Origin of the sequence: Candidatus Nitrospira nitrosa (assembly GCF_001458735.1) — a bacterium.
GTDB classification, from domain to species: Bacteria; Nitrospirota; Nitrospiria; order Nitrospirales; family Nitrospiraceae; genus Nitrospira_D; species Nitrospira_D nitrosa.
This window is the reverse complement of record NZ_CZQA01000015.1, coordinates 11,196-29,012: the sequence shown is the minus strand read 5'-3', so window position 1 is coordinate 29,012 and position 17,817 is coordinate 11,196. Positions and strand designations below refer to the sequence as shown.

The window sequence follows — 17,817 nt, the reverse complement described above, 5'->3', positions numbered from 1 at the left end:
CTATTTCGAAGCTGATCCGGGAAGTTTAGGCGTGGCTGTCTTCACGTCCGCATTCTGCGCGCGATGCAGCAGCGCATGGTCCATGAGGACGAGGGCCATCATGGCTTCGGCGATCGGTGTGGCGCGGATGCCGACGCAGGGGTCGTGGCGGCCGTTGGTTTCGACCATGACCGGATTGCCTTGCTTATCGATAGATTTGCGTGGGATGCGAATGCTCGATGTGGGCTTAATACCGATCGTCACAACAACATCTTGACCGGTTGAAATCCCACCGAGAATTCCGCCGGCGTTGTTGGAGAGAAAGCCTTCCGGGGTCAGTTCGTCGCCATGTTCCGATCCGCGCTGAGTGACCGAGGCGAAGCCTGATCCAACTTCAACCGCTTTCACGGCATTGATGCTCATCATGGCAGCGGCCAAGTCCGAATCCAATTTGGCATAGACCGGTGCGCCCCATCCAACCGGCACATGTTCGGCGATCGTCGTAATCTTAGCGCCAACGGAATCACCGGCTTTCCGCAGTTCATCCATGAAGGCTTCCAGTTTGGCAACTGCATCGGGATCGGCTGAGAAGAATGGATTCTGCCCCACAGCATCCCAACTTTTGAACGGCAACTCATGCGGTCCGAGCTGGCTGAGATAGCCACGAATCACGACCCCATACTTTTCATTGAGCCACTTTCTTGCAATGGCCGCCGCAGCGACACGAACCGCTGTCTCACGAGCCGAGGCACGTCCACCACCTCGATAATCGCGAATGCCGTACTTCTGCCAATAGGTGTAATCGGCGTGTCCTGGCCGGAACGTATCAACCAAATTGCCGTAATCCCGGCTCCGTTGGTCTTCGTTCCGAATCAAGAGCGCGATCGACGTACCAGTCGTCTTGCCTTCGAACACCCCTGAGAGAATTTCAACGGTATCGGACTCCTGCCGCTGGGTCACATGGCGGGAAGTTCCAGGCTTACGCCGGTCGAGGTCTTTTTGAATATCTTCGGCTGAGAGTGCCAGCCCAGGTGGGCAGCCATCGACGACACAGCCGATCGCCGGCCCATGGCTTTCGCCGAAGGAGGTAACGGCAAAGATGTGACCAAATGTATTACCGGCCATATAGAGGGACACTCCCTACTCGACCAGATCTAGCTTAATGCGCAGCTCCTTCAGTTGATCAGCCGCGACAGCGGAGGGTGCGTCGGTCAGTGGACATTGCGCGCGTTGAGTCTTGGGAAACGCGATGACATCACGAATCGAATCGGCGTTGCCCAGCAGCATGACCAGGCGATCAAGCCCAAAGGCGATCCCGCCGTGCGGTGGCGCGCCATACTCCAGCGCCTCAAGCAAAAAGCCAAACTTGAGGACCGCATCATCCTTCCCGATCCCAAGCAGATCAAACACTTTGCTTTGTACATCGCGACGGTGGATACGGATGCTGCCGCCGCCGATTTCGCTGCCGTTCAGCACCATATCGTATGCCTTGGCCCGCGCTTTCAGCGGATCGGACTCCAATAACGGGAGATCCTCATCGAGCGGCGCCGTGAAGGGATGGTGGATGGCCATGTACCGCTTCTGCTCCGCATCATAATCCAGCATGGGGAAATCGATGACCCATAGAGGCTTCCAGGCGGTCTTGTCGATGAGATTGAGTTCTTCTCCCAACAGGAGACGGATGCGCCCCATCACGTCATGCACGACAGCCGGCTTGTCGGCGCCAAAGAGGACCAGGTCTCCCGGCTTCGCCTCCGGTAGTGCCACTGCAAAAGCCTTCGCGTCCAAGAACTTCGCAATCACAGACTCCAACTGCCCTTCTGCCGTCAACTTCAACCAAGCGAGACCTTTCGCGCCAAAACTCTTGGCCGTTTCTCCCAAGGCATCGATTCGAGTCCGGGACAGTGTCGCGCCACCCTTCACGACCAATGCTTTGACGATCCCACCCTTCGTCGCCGCATCCTTGAAGACCTTAAACTCACTCGCCGCGCCGAAGGCCGTCATATCATGGAGCGGCATATCAAACCGAAGATCCGGCTTATCAGACCCATAGCGGCCCATCGCCTCCGCATAGGTCATCCTAGGAAATGGCGTCGGCAACTGCACTCCTCCGACGTTGCGAAAAATCGTGACGATCATCCGCTCCATCAGGCTCATGATCTGTTCACGATCGACAAACGACATTTCCAAATCGATCTGCGTAAACTCCGGCTGCCGATCATTGCGGAGGTCTTCGTCTCGGAAACAGCGCGCGATTTGATAGTAGCGATCGACGCCGCTCACCATCAGCACCTGTTTGAATAGTTGCGGTGACTGCGGCAACGCAAAGAACTGCCCCGCATTCACCCGGCTCGGCACGAGATAATCACGAGCCCCCTCCGGCGTGCTTTTGGTCAGAATCGGCGTCTCGACCTCCAAAAAGCCTTCGGCATTCACAAATTCTCTGGTGGCTTGCGTAATACCGTGCCGAAGACTCAACAACTGCTGCATCCTGGGGCGACGAAGATCCAAGAACCGATACTTCAGTCGGATGGACTCCGTGACATCCGCATCGTCTTCGATTAAGAAGGGCGGCGTCTTGGCTTCGTTGAGAATCTCCACCTCGTCGACAAAGACTTCGATGTCACCGGTCGAGAGATCAGGGTTTTTCGACTCATCCGGTCGCGCCATGACCTGCCCGGTCACGGAGACAACACATTCACTGCGGAGCGAGTGAGCCGCTTGATGACACTGAAGATTGCGTTCAGCATTGAAGACCACCTGCGTAATCCCCGTGCGATCCCGCAGATCGATAAAGATGACCATGCCATGGTCTCGTCGGCGCTGTACCCAGCCGTTCAAGACTACGGTCTGGCCCACCTGGGCCTTCTTCAACTCTCCACAGCGATGCGTACGAATCTTCATGCCCCCCTGACTTTCTTCGAAGAAAATTGTTTCGCTCGCGCCGGCTTGGCCCATCCCGCTTGCCGAACTGGGCGCTTCGATTTTGGCGTCGGCTCTTCTCCCCGCTCAACCGCATCTTTCCGTTCTTCTACGAGCTCTCGCAGTGCGTTTGCTTCCCGATCGCTCAAGAATCGAAATTCACCTGGGGCAAGCCCACCCAAGGACAAGGGCCCCATCCGTATTCGCTGTAATTTCAGCACGGGATGTCCGACTGACTCCAACATCCGTTTGACTTGATGTTTCCGCCCTTCTCGGATGGTGACCTCTAGCCAAGAGTTCTGCTCCGCCTTCTTCACCTTCTTCACATAGGCGGGACCGGTCATGCCATCTTCGAGCCTCACCCCCTGCTCCAACTGTCTGATCTCCTCGTCCCCCAACACGCCCTTCACCTTGATCAGATAGGTTTTGGGAACATGGTATCGCGGATGTAACAGGGCCTGGGCCAGCTCACCATGATTCGTCAATAACATCAACCCTTCGCTATCAAAATCCAATCGTCCGACTGGAAACACTCGCACCAGCACACCGTGCAAAAAATCCTTCACGGTTGGGCGCCCGCCCGGATCATCTAAAGTGGACATCACGTTCTTCGGTTTGTTCAACACCAGATACACAAACGGTTGTGCGGAAGTCAGGTGTTTGCCATCGACCTTCACGTGGTCGCGCCCGGCATCGACCTTCGTTCCAAGTTCGGTCACGACCTTGCCGTTGACCGTCACGCGGCCGCTGGCGATCATCATCTCCGCCTTCCGGCGAGACGACAGCCCAGTACTGGCGATGAGCTTCTGCAATCTTATTTCCATAACTCCTAGCGACGGGTGACCAATGTGGGTTCTACTGCGCGCATGCGCCGAGCACAGAAGCCACCTGGCCGCACGTTGCCTCTCCTCCTACTCCCATTCAATCGTACTCGGCGGTTTCGAGCTGATGTCGTAGACCACCCGATTCACACCCTTCACTTCGTTGATGATCCGGTTCGACATGCGACCGAGTACCTCGTTGGGAATCTTCGCCCAATCGGCCGTCATCCCATCGACGCTGGTCACCGCGCGAATCGCAACGACGTGCTCATACGTCCGCTGATCGCCCATCACTCCCACCGTGCGAATCGGCAACAGCACGGCAAAAGCCTGCCAGATTTCACGGTAGAGTCCCGCGCTCCGAATTTCCTCATCGACGATGGCTTCCGCCCCGCGAAGAATTGCCAACCGTTCCGGCGTCACCGCACCCAACACACGAATGGCCAATCCCGGTCCTGGGAACGGCTGCCTCCAGACGATGTCGTCGGGCAATCCCAGTTCTGTTCCCAGCACCCGCACCTCATCTTTGAAGAGCTCTCGTAGCGGTTCAATCAGCTTGAGCTTCATACGCGCCGGCAATCCACCGACGTTATGGTGGGTTTTAATCGTAGCGGAAGGCCCCTTGAAGCTCACGCTCTCGATGACGTCCGGGTAGAGCGTCCCCTGAACAAGATACTTGCTGCCTTTCAATTTCTTGGATTCCACCTCAAACATCTTGATGAACTGCCGGCCGATGATCTTTCGCTTTCGTTCAGGATCCGTCACATTCTTCAGTGCAGCCAGAAATGGCTTCGTCCCATCAAGCACGCGGAGATTCAAATGCAGCTGCGAGGCAAAGGTCTTCTGCACTTGTTCCCGTTCGCCAGCCCGCAGGACACCGTTATCAACAAAAATACAGGTAAGCTGATCCCCGATCGCCCGATGCGTCAGCGCTGCTGCGACAGAAGAATCCACCCCTCCGCTCAACGCACAGATGACTCGCTCTTTGCCGACCTGTTCACGAATCTGCTTGACCGCCGTGTCGACATAGGACTGCATGGTCCAAGTTGGTTTGCAGCCACAGATCTCATACACGAAGTTGCGGAGAATCTTCGTCCCCTCCGGCGTGTGCGCCACTTCAGGATGGAACTGTAAACAATAGATCCGCCGCTCGGCATCGTCCCGCTTCATCGCCGCAACGGGAGAGTTACCGGTATGCGCGATCGATCGGAATCCCGGCGGCATCCGTTCGATCCGATCCCCATGCGACATCCAGACCGTCGTCAGCTTCTTGCTCCCCACGCCTTGAAAGAGATCACTCGCATCATCGATCATGAGCTCTGCACGACCATATTCACGATGGGTCGACTTGGCGACTTCTCCTCCAGACAGATGCGTCACCAGCTGCATTCCGTAGCAGATCCCCAAGATCGGGATGTTTTGATCAAATAGCTCCTTGGCAATGATCGGGGCCTTTTTTTCGTAGACGCTGGACGGTCCGCCGGACAGCACAATGCCCTTCGGCCGATAGGCCAGGATAGTCGCCAGTGAGGCCGTACAGGGGAAAATCTGCGAGTAGACCTGCGCCTCGCGAATGCGGCGGGCAATCAACTGCGTATACTGCGACCCGAAGTCCAAAACCAGAATTCTATCGTGCCAGAGTTCCATCTTGATGCGGTAAAGAATAAGAGGTGAGGCGTAAGGGGGACCTATTCATCACAGGACTGGTTAGGACTCGGCCCCCTCACTCCTTACTCCTAACCCCTTACCGAAACTATTCCCAATCCATTCGATAGTTCGGCGCTTCTTTGGTAATGATCACATCGTGGACATGACTCTCTCGGAGACCGGCGACGGACTGCCTGATGAATGTGGCGTTCTTCTGGAGATCGGAAATCGACTTACACCCGCAGTATCCCATGCCGGATCGGACACCACCGACCAATTGATACACCACAGCCGCCAAGGGCCCCTTGTACGGCACACGCCCTTCGATTCCTTCAGGAACCAACTTCTGCGCCGGGCGTCCCCCCTGTCCATAGCGATCGCCGCCTCCGCGCTCCATCGCGCCGATGGACCCCATGCCGCGGTAGACCTTATACGTTCTGGCCTGATACAGCACGGTCTCTCCGGGAGACTCTTCCGTTCCGGCAAACAGCCCACCGAGCATCACCGACGAGGCCCCCGCCGCGAGCGCTTTGGCAATGTCACCGGAAAACTTGATCCCGCCATCCGCAATGACCGGGACTCCGGTCCCCCGCAAAACCTTGGCACAATCAGCAATGGCCGTCAGCTGCGGCATACCGGCACCGGACACAATCCGCGTCGTACAGATCGACCCCGGCCCAACTCCAACCTTCACCGCATCGACCCCGACTTTCAGCAGATCCTTTGCCGCCTCTGCCGTACCAATGTTGCCCGCAACCAGCTCAAGGTCCGGATACAGCTTTTTGATCATCTTCGCCGTATTCAACACGGCTTGTGAGTGGCCGTGGGCGGTATCAATCACCACAAGATCCACGCCTGCCTTCTTCAACAGAGTCACGCGTTCTTGAGTATCCTGCCCAACACCGACCGCTGCTCCGACCCGCAAGCGTCCATGCCCGTCCTTGCACGCATTGGGATACTTGATTCGCTTTTCGATGTCCTTGATGGTAATGAGCCCCTTCAATTCGTACGCTTTGTTGACGACCGGCAACTTTTCAATCCGGTGTTCGTGAAGGATCTCCCGCGCTTTCTCGAGGCTCGTGCCTTCCGGCGCCGTCACGAGACGATCCCGTTTCATCACCTGCGACACTTTCAGGTCCATTCTGCTCTCGAACCGCAAATCTCGATTGGTCAAAATCCCCACCAGCTTGCGCCCCTTGGTAACGGGAATCCCGGAAATCCTATATTTCGCCATGAGCTGATGCGCGTCTCGGATAGTTTCATCAGGAGAAATCGTGACGGGATCCATGATCATCCCGCTTTCGGACTTCTTGACTCGATCCACCTCCATGGCTTGATCCGCCGGAGAGAGGACCCGATGCATAATACCGATTCCCCCCTCACGGGCCATCGCAATCGCCAATCGCGACTCTGTCACCGTATCCATGGCCGCACTGACCAGCGGAATATTGATCCTGATGTTCCGGGAAACGAAGGTGCTCGTATCGACTTCATTGGGCAGAACCTGTGACTTAGCCGGTACCAGAATCACGTCATCGTAGGTCAGTCCCAATCGCGGCTCTTTATCAAGCATCGTTCCCTCGTCAGACCTTCTGAGTTCGTTGCGTTTTTTCCAACTCGGCCAGATCCTCTGCCTCGTCTTGCAACCGCTCGCTCCCCTCTTCCGCTGGCATGAACTGCTGCACTCTGGTGTTACCGCTATCGATGACAAACACACTGCCTTTGGCATCGACGGTGACCCCGTACGGGAAATTAAACTGCCCGTCACCGTTGCCGAACCCGCCCCACTGTGTGATGAAATTGCCCTCGCGGTCGAACTTTTCGATCCGATGATTCCCCGTATCCGTTACATAGACATCGCCAGCTCCATCAACGGTGATGCCCCATGGCGAGCGCAGCTGCCCGGCCTCCTGCGCCAAGGAACTGCTGGCATGTCCGGCTGCCGGACTGCCTCCCCATTTCGTCAAGAGCTGCGGCAAGACGTTGGTACTGGTGTCGAATTTCTGAATGCGGTGATTGCCCATGTCGACGACGTAGACGGTTCCGTCCTCTTGGTCGACGGCCACTCCACGTGGGAAATAGAACTGCCCATCACCGTTACCAAAGCTGCCCCAGGCCATGATGAACTCGCCCGTCATGTCGAACTTTTGCACGCGGAAATTGGCACTGTCGACGACATAGACATAGCCCCGCACACGGTCGACGGCAATGCCCCAGGGGGCATTGAACTGCCCCTCGCCATTCCCGCGTGAGCCGAACTTCATCAAATAGCCACCGAGCTTTCCATCGAACTTCTGCACGCGATGGTTGTTGGTATCGACCACCCAAACATCGCCCTTTCCGTCACAGGCAATGCCGGTGGGGTTATGGAAGTTGGAATTCGCTGAACCGAAACTCCCCCACAAGATAATAAAGTTGCCCGCGCTGTCGAATTTCTGTACGCGATTGTTGCCGTTATCCACGACAAACAGCGATCCCTGCTGATCCACGCAGAGTCCGTACATCGGCGCCATGAATTCTCCGCCGTGCAACAATGATGCACCGCGGCCAGGCTTCCCCCATTTTGCGACACAGAGATAGCCCGAGGTATTGACAAGGATGGTGGTACTCGCCGGGGTCGAGACGTTGCCTCCAATGTCCTTAAACCATACATAAATCGTTTTCTGGCCGTCGGCTGGAGACAGAATGAACGGGATCGTCGCTCCAAACTTGATCGCCGGCGTCACTTCCACCCATCCCGGCGTGCCGGCCATGGGTGTCAATGGACTCTCGGAAATGAAATACGCCCCGACGCCTGTGTCCAAGTCCGTCGCGGAGATGGTCACCACCACATCCGGCGAATTCGTCATGAAGGCCCCGTGGTTAATCACGGCATAGGGGTTCTGCGGAGCCGTGATATCGATCAGCACAGGCATCGCCGTCACTTCTTCGGACAACCCGCTTTCCGTCCCATCTTCAAACGATGCCGTTACAGCATAAAAATAGGGGGTATCATTGGTAAGCCCCTCGTGCGTGTAGGGATTCGTCACGCCTTCAATCTTGGTAGCCCCCTCAACCGTAATGTGGGGTGAGGTACTAAAATAGAGGTTGTAGGCCTGCGCGCCCGACACCTCCATCCAGCTCAGAAAGACCTCCGTATCACCTGCCTTGACGGCAAGACTGCGAGGTGGCTGTACCACTCCGGGATCGGCAGCCTGTGCAGGCTGCTCTTTGCCGCGGTTTAATTCCTCTTCAGTCGGCACATACTTGAGAATGCGGTTATTCCCGCTATCGACGACGAAGACACAGCCTTCCTTGTCCACGGCGATCCCGTAGGGAAAGTTGAGCTGCCCCTCCGTCTTCCCGCGATTGCCAAATGAGCAGAGAAAAGTCCCGTTCCCATCGAACTTCTGGATCCGGTGATTGCCACTATCGACCACATACACATTCCCCAGGGCATCACAGGCGATCCCCCAGGGAGACCGGAATTGACCAGGCCCACTCCCCTCACGCCCCCACTTTGTTAAAAAACTTCCACGCGTGTCGAATTTCTGAATACGATTGTTGCTTTCGTCGGCCACATAGATATTTCCGACAAAATCCACCGCGACCCCGCGTGGGAAAAAGAAGGCACCATCGAAGCTGCCGTCTCGCCCCCACTTCAACAGCGGCTGCCCATCGGCTTGAAACTTCTGAATCCGCGCGTTGCTCGTATCGGACACATAGACATTGCCGTCTTGATCCGTTGTGATACCCCATGGCACATCGAACCTGCCCATCTCGGCGCCGCGCCAGGCAAACCCGAACTTTCCCCAGGCCTTCTGGGCGTTGCCTTCGAGATCGAACTTCTGCACGCGATTATTCCCGCTGTCTGCCACATAGACAACATCGTCCGGTCCGACAGCCAACCCACGAGGGTAGTAGAACTGCCCTTCTTGCGAACTGGGTTCTCCTCCCCATCGAGCCAGAAACTTCCCCGTCTTGTCGAACTTCTGAATAGAATGGTTATCGGTATCCGCCACATAGAGATTGCCTTCCTTGTCGAGCGTGATACCGGTCGGAGAACTGAGCTCCCCATCATCGACTCCCTCGCATCCAATCACCATGGCGAGGAGATACGGCGATGGAATCGCCATGACTTCTTGAGATTCGAGGCTTTCACCTTTCGACGTCACCACCGTGACGACATAGTGGTAGCAGGTGCCATTGGCGAGGTCGTCATGGACGTAGGGACTGGAGGCCCCTTCCAAGCAAGTCGACTTGTCCTTCTTGACCCCGATGGCGCTCTTAAAATCTTCGGGACCAGCGATGGGTCTGGTCAGCTCGGAAAACTTGATCTGCACACCCTTTGTTGTCTGAAAGTAGAGATTGTAGTACATGGCATCCGGAACCGGATCCCAGGTGATGGTAATGCGCCCATTCCCAGGCTTGGCATGGACACTTTGTGGAGGCAGCGGCAGCTCTTCTTCTTCAGCTACCGAATCTCCAGCACCCCATTCTCCTTGGAGCCCATCGATACATAGGCGACGATTGAAGCGATGCAAGTCATCACACAACCAGGCGTTCATCACAATATTGCCTCAGTGTTACTCGTGGAAATGGTTCAGAAACGGTGGAACTTTCAAATATTTAGATTGGTTCAGCACTCTAACAAAGCGATGGAAATAGAGTCAAGGCAACGACTGTGTGGCCATACACATCTTCTAGCTCAGACAAGACATGTCACTATGGTATCTGAGGCCGGATCGATTAAAATACCCTTGCTACTCGATAGGAAACTCCCGTGAAAGGTGACCATCCCCTCACGCCCCCATCCCCGGACGTGGGATAGATCTAAAGAAAGGAGCCTGACAGCAAAACGATGTGGAATTTCATACTCGGTGTTATAGTGGGCACCGTTCTCACCACCATACTGGTCCAAGCCGCCGGGAAAGATGGAGTCGGTGGGACTACACGACCTCTAGGCCTGAACGACGAGAGAGCGCGGCACTTTCAGCTTCAACTTGAACAGATGCGGCAACAGACGGAGCTGGAGCAGGAACGAATGCAGGGGAAAAAGAGACCCTGCTAACGGATCATCGGTCCACCGAGCTGATGACGTCTAGGGTCATTCTGAAGTGACCGGAGAGCTCCCAGTTGCTGGATCAATGACCAAAGAATACGCACAAAGGTGAATCAATATGAGAATGTTTCAAGTCAAACAGACAGTGAGCTATGAGCTCACCTTGGCTGCAGGAACGGAGCAGGAGGCCATTCTCAAAGCGAAAAGCATTCCACTAGCCCAATGGACTGCGGAGCCAGAGGAAGTCATGGTGGAGATGCTCGATGAAACTGACGAAATCGATGATTACTAACCACTACCCTTCCCACACTCCAGCATGAACAATCGATGATTGTACTCAGCCGTACACGATCCATAAAGAAGCGCATAGGAGGGGACGACACCATGCACATGACACGAGTCATCCATGCAATACCGTTATGTCTCGGGCTTGTTATCACGCTCGTCACAGGAGCGATAGCTGGTGAACAGACCAGGGCAAGTGGTCAGCCGCAGGCTTTGGATAGGAAGACTGCCGATCATGCACGGTATATCATCAAAATCGCTGGTTGTAACGATTGTCATACGACCGGCTACGCGGAGGCTGCAGGGAAAATCCCAGAGAAAGACTGGCTCAAAGGAGATGCGATGGGATGGCGGGGCCCCTGGGGTACCACCTATGCAAGCAACTTACGGCTATACATGTACAAGCTTTCAGAGGAGCAGTGGGTTCGGATTGCTCGCTCGGTCGAGTTTCGCCCCCCTATGCCCTGGTTTGTCCTGCGCGAAATGAAGGAGCAGGACTTGCGTGTTATTTACCGGTTTATCAGATATCTAGGACCAGCTGGTGACCAAGCGCCTGCCTACGTCCCACCAGATCAGGAACCTAGGCAACCGTTCATTCTGTTTCCTGCAGCCTCCCAATAGAGAGGCTGCGTCCCCCCCCTCCTGCCAGACCGCTTTGGCCTGAGGGGAGGGAGCCGCTGGTTTCAAGAACGACGGGAGATTTCTATCCATTTCACACTTATCCAGGGGCCCAATGCCTATACCGCCACGGACCGTTCCTTTGGCGAATAATCCAGCATGTAGCTTGGAAGTGAGTTGGACGCCACGCCATTTAGGATCACATGGATGGGCTTTTGCGCCCGTAGCGAACCAAGTGCCTGCTTGACCGCCTGCTTTGACGTCACATTTGCCCGCACGACAAGCACATGGAGGTCGCAATGGCTTTCCAGCACATTCATGGTTGCCACGGGGAGAATGGGAGGCGCATTCAGAAGGATGTAATCAAACTCCTCTCGCAACTGTGACAGCACTCGGCTTAGTTGCCCAGCTCGTAACAATTCATTAGAACCAGCAACCGATTGGCCTGCAGGCATAATCCAACAGGACACATCGGAAAAGGCGCCCATCGCTTGCTGTGGGGGAATATTGGTTCGTAAGCAATCAACAAGTCCATACTCGACGGGTGCTTCAAGAAACGCCGCCATTTCAGGAAATACAAAATCACAATCCACGAGGAGTACTCGTCTTCCAAAATCTCGGGCCAGTGTATACCCAAGATTGATCACGGTCGTGGTTTTGCCCTCACCCTTAATTGCACTTGTCACAGATACAACGATTGGCCCACCCGCTCCATTGGCGAGCTGTAACCGCGCTGCGGCCACTCGATATTGCTCGGCTGCCATGGAACGCGGGAAGAGTTTCGTAACAAATCTTCGATCAAGCTCCTGGAAGCTCGATTGCGCTACGGCAGATCGATTGTTGAGTGCAACCTCAGATCGGGAGTTCATGGTCATGCCGAGGGAAAGCCTTGGCAATGCGGATCGCTGCGGTGAATCTGAACCATTACCTGTCTGCCACAAGGATGAAAAATCAGGAATAGCAGCCAACAATCGAGGCCCCGCAAGTAGAAATTCCACATCCTCTGGACTTCGGAATTGTTCCGTCAGTCGTTCGCGTAGGATCGCCAGCCCTCCTCCTAACACACAGCCGAACAAAAGTCCTAGCGCCAACACTTTCACTTTGTTTGGGGCAACTGGTGCCAGCGGGAGCATAGCATGCTCGATGATGCGGAACTTCCCGCCTTGCTGTCGTTTCTCGATGTTCTCCTGGACGCGTGTGTGCAAGCGTTTATCGAGAATTTTTGCATAATTGTCCTTCAGATTACTGTAGTCGCGTTCAAGAACCAGGAGTTCTTGTTCAACGATGGGCGACCGCTCCAGTCGTTTTTCAAGATCTTGCCTGGAAACTTGTAATTGCCCGAGGCGCCGCTGGAGCAGCGAAATCTCTGCCCTCTCTTCACTCTGCAACTTCGCAAGGTCCTGAAGATACGGATCGAGCGGTGCCTTATCCGACCGGATTGCGTCTCGGCCATACACATTTACTAACTCATCCTCGACTTGTCGAATTTCTTCCTTTACTAAAACCACCTCGGGATACCCATCCCAGAACTCAGCCCTCAATTTCACAAGTTGTTCTCGCAGTTCTCGAAGCCTCTTAAACAACGGATCTGGTTCCATGGATCGTGAGGTTACAAGACTAGGACTTTGCTGCCCAGACGCTCGGTACTGCTGCACCGCTTGATTCAGCATGGTAAGCTTCTCAGAATGGCGCTGTAGATCCTCGTTCGTCTTCACGAGATCCACTTCCACACGATCCAGTGAACGCATATTGGCTTCTCCCTGGCTGGGAAGCCCTCCTACGTGTGTCTTCTTAAACTGACTGATGCGCTCTTCTTTTTTCTCCAATTCACGCTTCATCTGCTGCAACTCTTGATCCAAAAACTCTCCGGCACCCTCGACTTCCTTTTCACGTTCCTTGTTCGTATCTTCAATGAATTTGTCGGCCATGCGCGTCGTCACCCGCATGGCAGTTTTCGGATCCTGATCCATATAAGCGATCACAAATCCTTCCAAAAAAGTCGAGCTACTAAAGCCAGCCGATGCATCCATTTTGACACGTTCAACTCGTGTCCTGCGGGCTACCTGATAGAGAATATCTGCCTGCCCTTCTTCATCCAGCCCATCGGCATATAAACCCGTTTCCTTGGCAACTTCCCCCAAAAAATCAGGGCTGATGATTTGTCGCTGAATAAGAAACAGGATTTGATCAAATTTATCTTCGAGGTCGCCCTTTCTCCCTCCACTATCGAACCTATCGATGACACTATTGATGCCCTTTGGGCCTTCGGCAACGATTAACGTGTTCGATTGATAATACTTGGTGGCAATGAGGTAATACGCCAACGCCAAGACCAGAGAAAGTGCAAGTGATCCGAGAATGACCCATTTATTACGTGAAGCGATGACCAGATACTCACGAGCGGCACGAAAGCCATCTTGCTCTACGTGTACAGGGGCCTCAAAATGTTGCATGGTTACCTATGCTCCAAGTTTTGTGGGAAGACACGACCACGATGTGGACCTGTAATGCTTCTCCCTGTCGCCATCACTGTTTCACGAAAGAATCGACTCCGCTTGGAATGGCTTCCAGTTCAGACTCCGTACCCGCTGTCGCAAACATCGGAACAATTTCCTTCAGGTGTTCAAGCACGACAATGGGCTCATCATGAGAGCTGGCAACTTCCAGCGCCGATAGTTTCTCTCGAAATATGTCGAAGTCGAGAGGATTGACCGTCCGGATTTGCAAAATCTTGTCCAGCGGGGAGTTCACCGCGATCTCTCCCTCACCGACTAACTCCTCATACAGCTTCTCTCCCGGACGAAGCCCTACAAATCGAATAGGAACATCTCTACCGGGGACAAGTCCGGACAAACGAATAAGACTTCGAGCAATATCCAGCACTTTGATTTGCTCCCCCATATCGAGAATGTAGGTATGACCTTGCTCCCCAATAGTGGCCGCCTGGAGAACCAGCTGCACCGCCTCCGGAATCAGCATGAAGTAGCGTCGGATCTCCGGGTGCGTCACCGTCACCGGACCACCAGATCTGATCTGTTCCTGGAAACGAAGCAAGACGCTCCCACTACTGCCGAGAACATTTCCAAACCGAACGAGAAGAAATCTCGTCCGGCTGGTTCTGGCAATGTCCTGAATAACGAGCTCAGCCACTCGTTTGGTCGCACCCATCACACTCGATGGGTTGACTGCTTTGTCAGTCGAAATATGGACGAATTGCTCTACTCCATAAAGACTGGCCGCTTCAGCCACGATACGCGTGCCAATGCAATTATTCTTCACGGCCTCAACAGGATTCGCCTCAACAAGAGGGACATGCTTGTGCGCCGCTGCATGAAACAAAATCTGCGGACGGTATCGCTCAAGTACGGCCGAAAGTCTTTGTGCATCTGTAATATCCCCAATCAATGGAATAATTGAGAAGGGATACTTCTTATCATCAAGCTCCTTATGGATGTTATAGAGACTGTTCTCGTGACGCTCATACAACAACAGCACCTTGGGCTCGAACGACGCAATTTGGCGAGCCAATTCTGACCCAATCGATCCACCTGCACCAGTAATCATGACCGTTTTATCTCGCACTAGCTGTCTCGTGGCACGACTGTCGAGATTCACAGGGGCACGAGACAAAAGATCGGGGATGGACACATTTCGAATCTGACTAACAGCGCTTTGATCCGTGAGAAGCTCTTCCTTGCCAGGCAAGGTCTTAATTGACACATCATATGGCTCTAGCTTGATGACCAGGTCACGAAGGAACTCCGGTGTCGGATTGGGCACCGCAACCACAACAACCTCTGGCTTGAGCGTTTCCATCAGCTTAGGGATATCTTGCATGGCCCCCAGCACGCGAACTCCGTGAATACGCTGATTGAGGAGTAGACCATTGTCGTCAACAAGCCCAACAGGTTGGCAATTAAATACGCTGCGCGTCTTCATCTCTCGCACAACCCGCTCGCCCGAATCTCCAGCACCAATCACCAATACCCTTCGCCGTTTCTGAAATACGACTTTATCGCGCAAAACTCTCGAGGATAATCTCACGCCTGCAAGGAACCCCACTACGAGTATGGCATCGATAGCAAATATGGAACGAGGGTAGCTGTAAATCCCCATCACCCAATAAACCCAGCCGACAAACGCGACTGTGCTCGCCAGGACACCCTTCAGAATATTCTGAAGATCCCACAAGCTGGTGTATCGCCACAAACCTTCGTTCAGGCCATACAAAGCAAATGCAACTCCCCTGACGGCAACCAACCCCAGTACAGTCTGCTCAAAGACGTAGCGCTCGCCCTGGGGAATATTCCCATCGTATCGCAGGAAAAATGCTAGGTAGTTAGCCAGAATGATAAGCCCTACGTCGATTACAACAATAATGGGCCGCCTCCATCTGATAATGAAAGCAGACAAGCCTGACCATGGAGAATCGGTCGAAACCTCAACTGCAGCCTTGAGCTCCGGAAGCGTAAGAACCACAAGGGGCAATTTGGCAATACGAAGCACGGTCTGCAAGATAATGGCGAAATCAAGCCGCAAAGACATATGGCGGATATAGAGCTTTGCCAGCCGTAGCTTTTCCGGAAGAACTTTATGCTGATACTCTTCCTCAGGGTTCGCCGAAGCGTCGAGAATTGCGGCTTCATTAATGTACTTCAACGACGCCAAGTCCGTGATACCAGGTCGCACCGTAAGCACTTCGGCAAATTCCGCACGTGCACACTCCACATAACGAGGAACTTCCGGTCTTGGCCCCACAAGGCTCATATCCCCTAGAAGGACATTCCATAACTGTGGCAATTCATCAAGCTTAAGCCCCCGCAAAATATGCCCAACCCTCGTGATACGACGATCTCGACCAACAGTGACAAGTGGGCCGCCCACTGAATCAGTCGCGACCATTGTGCGAAACTTTCGAATCGCGAATGGGCGGAATCCTTGCCCGACACGAATCTGCCGGAAGATCACAGGCCCTGACGAGTCAAGCTTGATCAACAGAGCAATCAGAGCCAGGAGCGGCGAGGTGATGAGCAATCCAAGAGTTGCCAAACAAATATCACACGTACGTTTCATTAGCGTCGGCTCCTCGTCACAAGATCACGAACGATCCCGATGACTCGATCAATCTCATCTTCCGTCATCTTTGAATACAACGGCAACGAAACGATCCGCTGGAACATCTTGCTCGAGACTGGGAAATCTTCAGGTCGATAGCTTCCCTTATCTCGGTGATAGGGATGCAAATGAAGGGGGATGAAATGCACACTACACCCAACACCAGCTTCCTGAAGTTGACGAATGAACTCATCACGGCTAATCCGCAGGCGGTCCAACTCCAACTGGATCACGTACAAATGCCACGCATGTTGCACGTGTGCTGCAGCTTCAGGGCAGACAATCTCAGGCAGATCTTTAAACCCTTCCCGATACCTAGCCGCATATTGCTCGCGCCCCTTCCAAAACCGATCGCACTTCTTCAGCTGAGCCAACCCGAGGGCAGCAGCAATATCCGTCAAGTTATACTTAAAACCGGGTGACAAAATTTCGTAATACCATGACCCCTTCGAGGAATAGCGATTCCACGCATCACGACTGAGTCCGTGTAAACTCATCATCCGCATACGGGCAGCCCACTCAGCGTTATCCGTAGTAATCATTCCGCCTTCGCCGGTAGTAATATTCTTTGTCGCGTAGAAGGAAAAGCATGTGATATCAGAAATACTCCCAATCATTTTCCCGTGATATCGTGCCGGTAGCGCGTGTGCCGCATCTTCGATCACATGCAAGTTATTCGTTTTCGCAATCGTATGAATCGGCTTGAGATCGCACGGATGTCCTGCAAAATGGACAGGAATGATCGCCTTTGTCTTCTTCGAGATGGCTTTCTCAATCAAATCCGTGTTCAGGTTCAAGGTACCTTCAGTACAGTCCAGTAACACAGGCTTGGCCCTAAAGTACGTCACTACCTCGGCTGTCGCCGCAAACGTCATGGTTGGAACCAGGACCTCATCACCTTCACCTATGCCAATGGCCTCAAGGGCAAGATGGAGAGCAGCCGTGCAAGAATTAACAGCAATGGCATGCTGGGCCCCAACCATCGCAGCAAATTCTCTCTCGAATTCTCGCACCTTAGGACCCGTTGTCAGCCAGCCGGATCGAAGAACTTCAACGACTTCAGCGACTTCCTCTTCACCCACATCAGACCTATGAAACGGCAGAAAGTCTTTCATTCACTGAACTCCTCTCTGGCTAAAGGCCGCTCACCAAACAAGACACACTTTCCCATAACTTCAAAAATTCACAATCCTTCTTTGGGGGGGGCAGAAGAAACACGGCTACCCTGAAGGGAGGCTTTCTTGAGTGGAACACAGTCTACCCTCGTCATAATACAACACTAGGAAACTTAAGGCTATTAGAGAATATCGAGATTAAAGCGTTATAATCAACAATTCCACGAATAGGGGGTAAAATAGACAATCAGGAAGAGATGCCGTGGGCGTACGG

The 17,817-nt window shown here is 53.9% G+C and carries 11 protein-coding genes; 2 read left to right on the top strand and 9 right to left on the bottom strand.

The window, feature by feature from the left end; all coding sequences use genetic code 11:
- The 6 genes from aroC to COMA1_RS20195 form a co-directional block, all read right to left on the bottom strand.
- Entirely contained in the window at positions 1-1,104 is a 1,104-nt protein-coding gene (gene aroC, locus COMA1_RS20220) for a chorismate synthase (RefSeq protein ID WP_090751345.1), read from the bottom strand.
- Between the two features lie 15 nt (positions 1,105-1,119).
- Positions 1,120-2,883 (bottom strand): aspartate--tRNA ligase, encoded by a 1,764-nt coding sequence (gene aspS, locus COMA1_RS20215; protein WP_090751344.1) that lies wholly within the window; start codon positions 2,881-2,883, stop codon positions 1,120-1,122.
- Complete coding sequence (locus COMA1_RS20210; protein ID WP_090751343.1) at positions 2,880-3,725, bottom strand: pseudouridine synthase; 846 nt, start codon at positions 3,723-3,725, stop codon at positions 2,880-2,882. The genes aspS and COMA1_RS20210 overlap by 4 nt, the downstream gene beginning before the upstream one ends.
- 87 nt (positions 3,726-3,812) lie before the next feature.
- Positions 3,813-5,369 (bottom strand): glutamine-hydrolyzing GMP synthase, encoded by a 1,557-nt coding sequence (gene guaA, locus COMA1_RS20205; protein WP_090751342.1) that lies wholly within the window; start codon positions 5,367-5,369, stop codon positions 3,813-3,815.
- A 106-nt stretch (positions 5,370-5,475) separates the two neighbouring features.
- Positions 5,476-6,942: an IMP dehydrogenase gene (gene guaB, locus COMA1_RS20200; protein ID WP_090751341.1), complete on the bottom strand. Its 1,467-nt coding sequence runs from the start codon at positions 6,940-6,942 to the stop codon at positions 5,476-5,478.
- A 10-nt stretch (positions 6,943-6,952) separates the two neighbouring features.
- The gene (locus COMA1_RS20195) at positions 6,953-9,916 is read right to left on the bottom strand and encodes a 6-bladed beta-propeller (protein WP_090751340.1); all 2,964 of its coding nucleotides are present in this window, start codon (positions 9,914-9,916) and stop codon (positions 6,953-6,955) included.
- 612 nt (positions 9,917-10,528) lie between these two features.
- Between COMA1_RS20195 and COMA1_RS21285 the strand changes: the two genes are divergently transcribed.
- Together COMA1_RS21285 and COMA1_RS20185 are read left to right on the top strand one after the other, a co-directional pair.
- Positions 10,529-10,702, top strand: coding sequence for a hypothetical protein (locus COMA1_RS21285; RefSeq protein WP_176698219.1), 174 nt, complete (start codon positions 10,529-10,531; stop codon positions 10,700-10,702).
- A 92-nt stretch (positions 10,703-10,794) separates the two neighbouring features.
- The gene (locus COMA1_RS20185; protein WP_218055441.1) at positions 10,795-11,316 is read left to right on the top strand and encodes a hypothetical protein; all 522 of its coding nucleotides are present in this window, start codon (positions 10,795-10,797) and stop codon (positions 11,314-11,316) included.
- A 116-nt stretch (positions 11,317-11,432) separates the two neighbouring features.
- On the opposite strand, the gene COMA1_RS20180 is transcribed toward COMA1_RS20185, so the two are convergent.
- The 3 genes from COMA1_RS20180 to COMA1_RS20170 all read right to left on the bottom strand — a co-directional run bounded on the left by COMA1_RS20180 (position 11,433) and on the right by COMA1_RS20170 (position 17,543).
- Positions 11,433-13,766, bottom strand: coding sequence for a polysaccharide biosynthesis tyrosine autokinase (locus tag COMA1_RS20180; protein ID WP_090751338.1), 2,334 nt, complete (start codon positions 13,764-13,766; stop codon positions 11,433-11,435).
- 73 nt (positions 13,767-13,839) lie between these two features.
- Complete coding sequence (locus tag COMA1_RS20175) at positions 13,840-16,386, bottom strand: SDR family NAD(P)-dependent oxidoreductase (RefSeq protein ID WP_090751337.1); 2,547 nt, start codon at positions 16,384-16,386, stop codon at positions 13,840-13,842.
- The gene (locus COMA1_RS20170; protein WP_090751336.1) at positions 16,386-17,543 is read right to left on the bottom strand and encodes a DegT/DnrJ/EryC1/StrS family aminotransferase; all 1,158 of its coding nucleotides are present in this window, start codon (positions 17,541-17,543) and stop codon (positions 16,386-16,388) included. Before COMA1_RS20170 ends, COMA1_RS20175 begins: the two co-directional genes overlap by 1 nt.
- Positions 17,544-17,817 lie beyond the last annotated feature (274 nt).

Excerpts from the sequence above, each read along its gene's own strand:
- guaA (WP_090751342.1), bottom strand. The coding sequence starts at position 5,369 with ATGGAACTCTGGCACGATAGAATTCTGGTTTTGGACTTCGGGTCGCAG.
- COMA1_RS20170 (WP_090751336.1), bottom strand. The coding sequence starts at position 17,543 with ATGAAAGACTTTCTGCCGTTTCATAGGTCTGATGTGGGTGAAGAGGAA.
- COMA1_RS20180 (WP_090751338.1), bottom strand. The coding sequence starts at position 13,766 with ATGCAACATTTTGAGGCCCCTGTACACGTAGAGCAAGATGGCTTTCGT.
- aroC (WP_090751345.1), bottom strand. The coding sequence starts at position 1,104 with ATGGCCGGTAATACATTTGGTCACATCTTTGCCGTTACCTCCTTCGGC.
- COMA1_RS20195 (WP_090751340.1), bottom strand. The coding sequence starts at position 9,916 with ATGAACGCCTGGTTGTGTGATGACTTGCATCGCTTCAATCGTCGCCTA.
- aspS (WP_090751344.1), bottom strand. The coding sequence starts at position 2,883 with ATGAAGATTCGTACGCATCGCTGTGGAGAGTTGAAGAAGGCCCAGGTG.
- COMA1_RS21285 (WP_176698219.1), top strand. The coding sequence starts at position 10,529 with ATGAGAATGTTTCAAGTCAAACAGACAGTGAGCTATGAGCTCACCTTG.
- guaB (WP_090751341.1), bottom strand. The coding sequence starts at position 6,942 with ATGCTTGATAAAGAGCCGCGATTGGGACTGACCTACGATGACGTGATT.
- COMA1_RS20185 (WP_218055441.1), top strand. The coding sequence starts at position 10,795 with ATGCACATGACACGAGTCATCCATGCAATACCGTTATGTCTCGGGCTT.
- COMA1_RS20210 (WP_090751343.1), bottom strand. The coding sequence starts at position 3,725 with ATGGAAATAAGATTGCAGAAGCTCATCGCCAGTACTGGGCTGTCGTCT.
- COMA1_RS20175 (WP_090751337.1), bottom strand. The coding sequence starts at position 16,386 with ATGAAACGTACGTGTGATATTTGTTTGGCAACTCTTGGATTGCTCATC.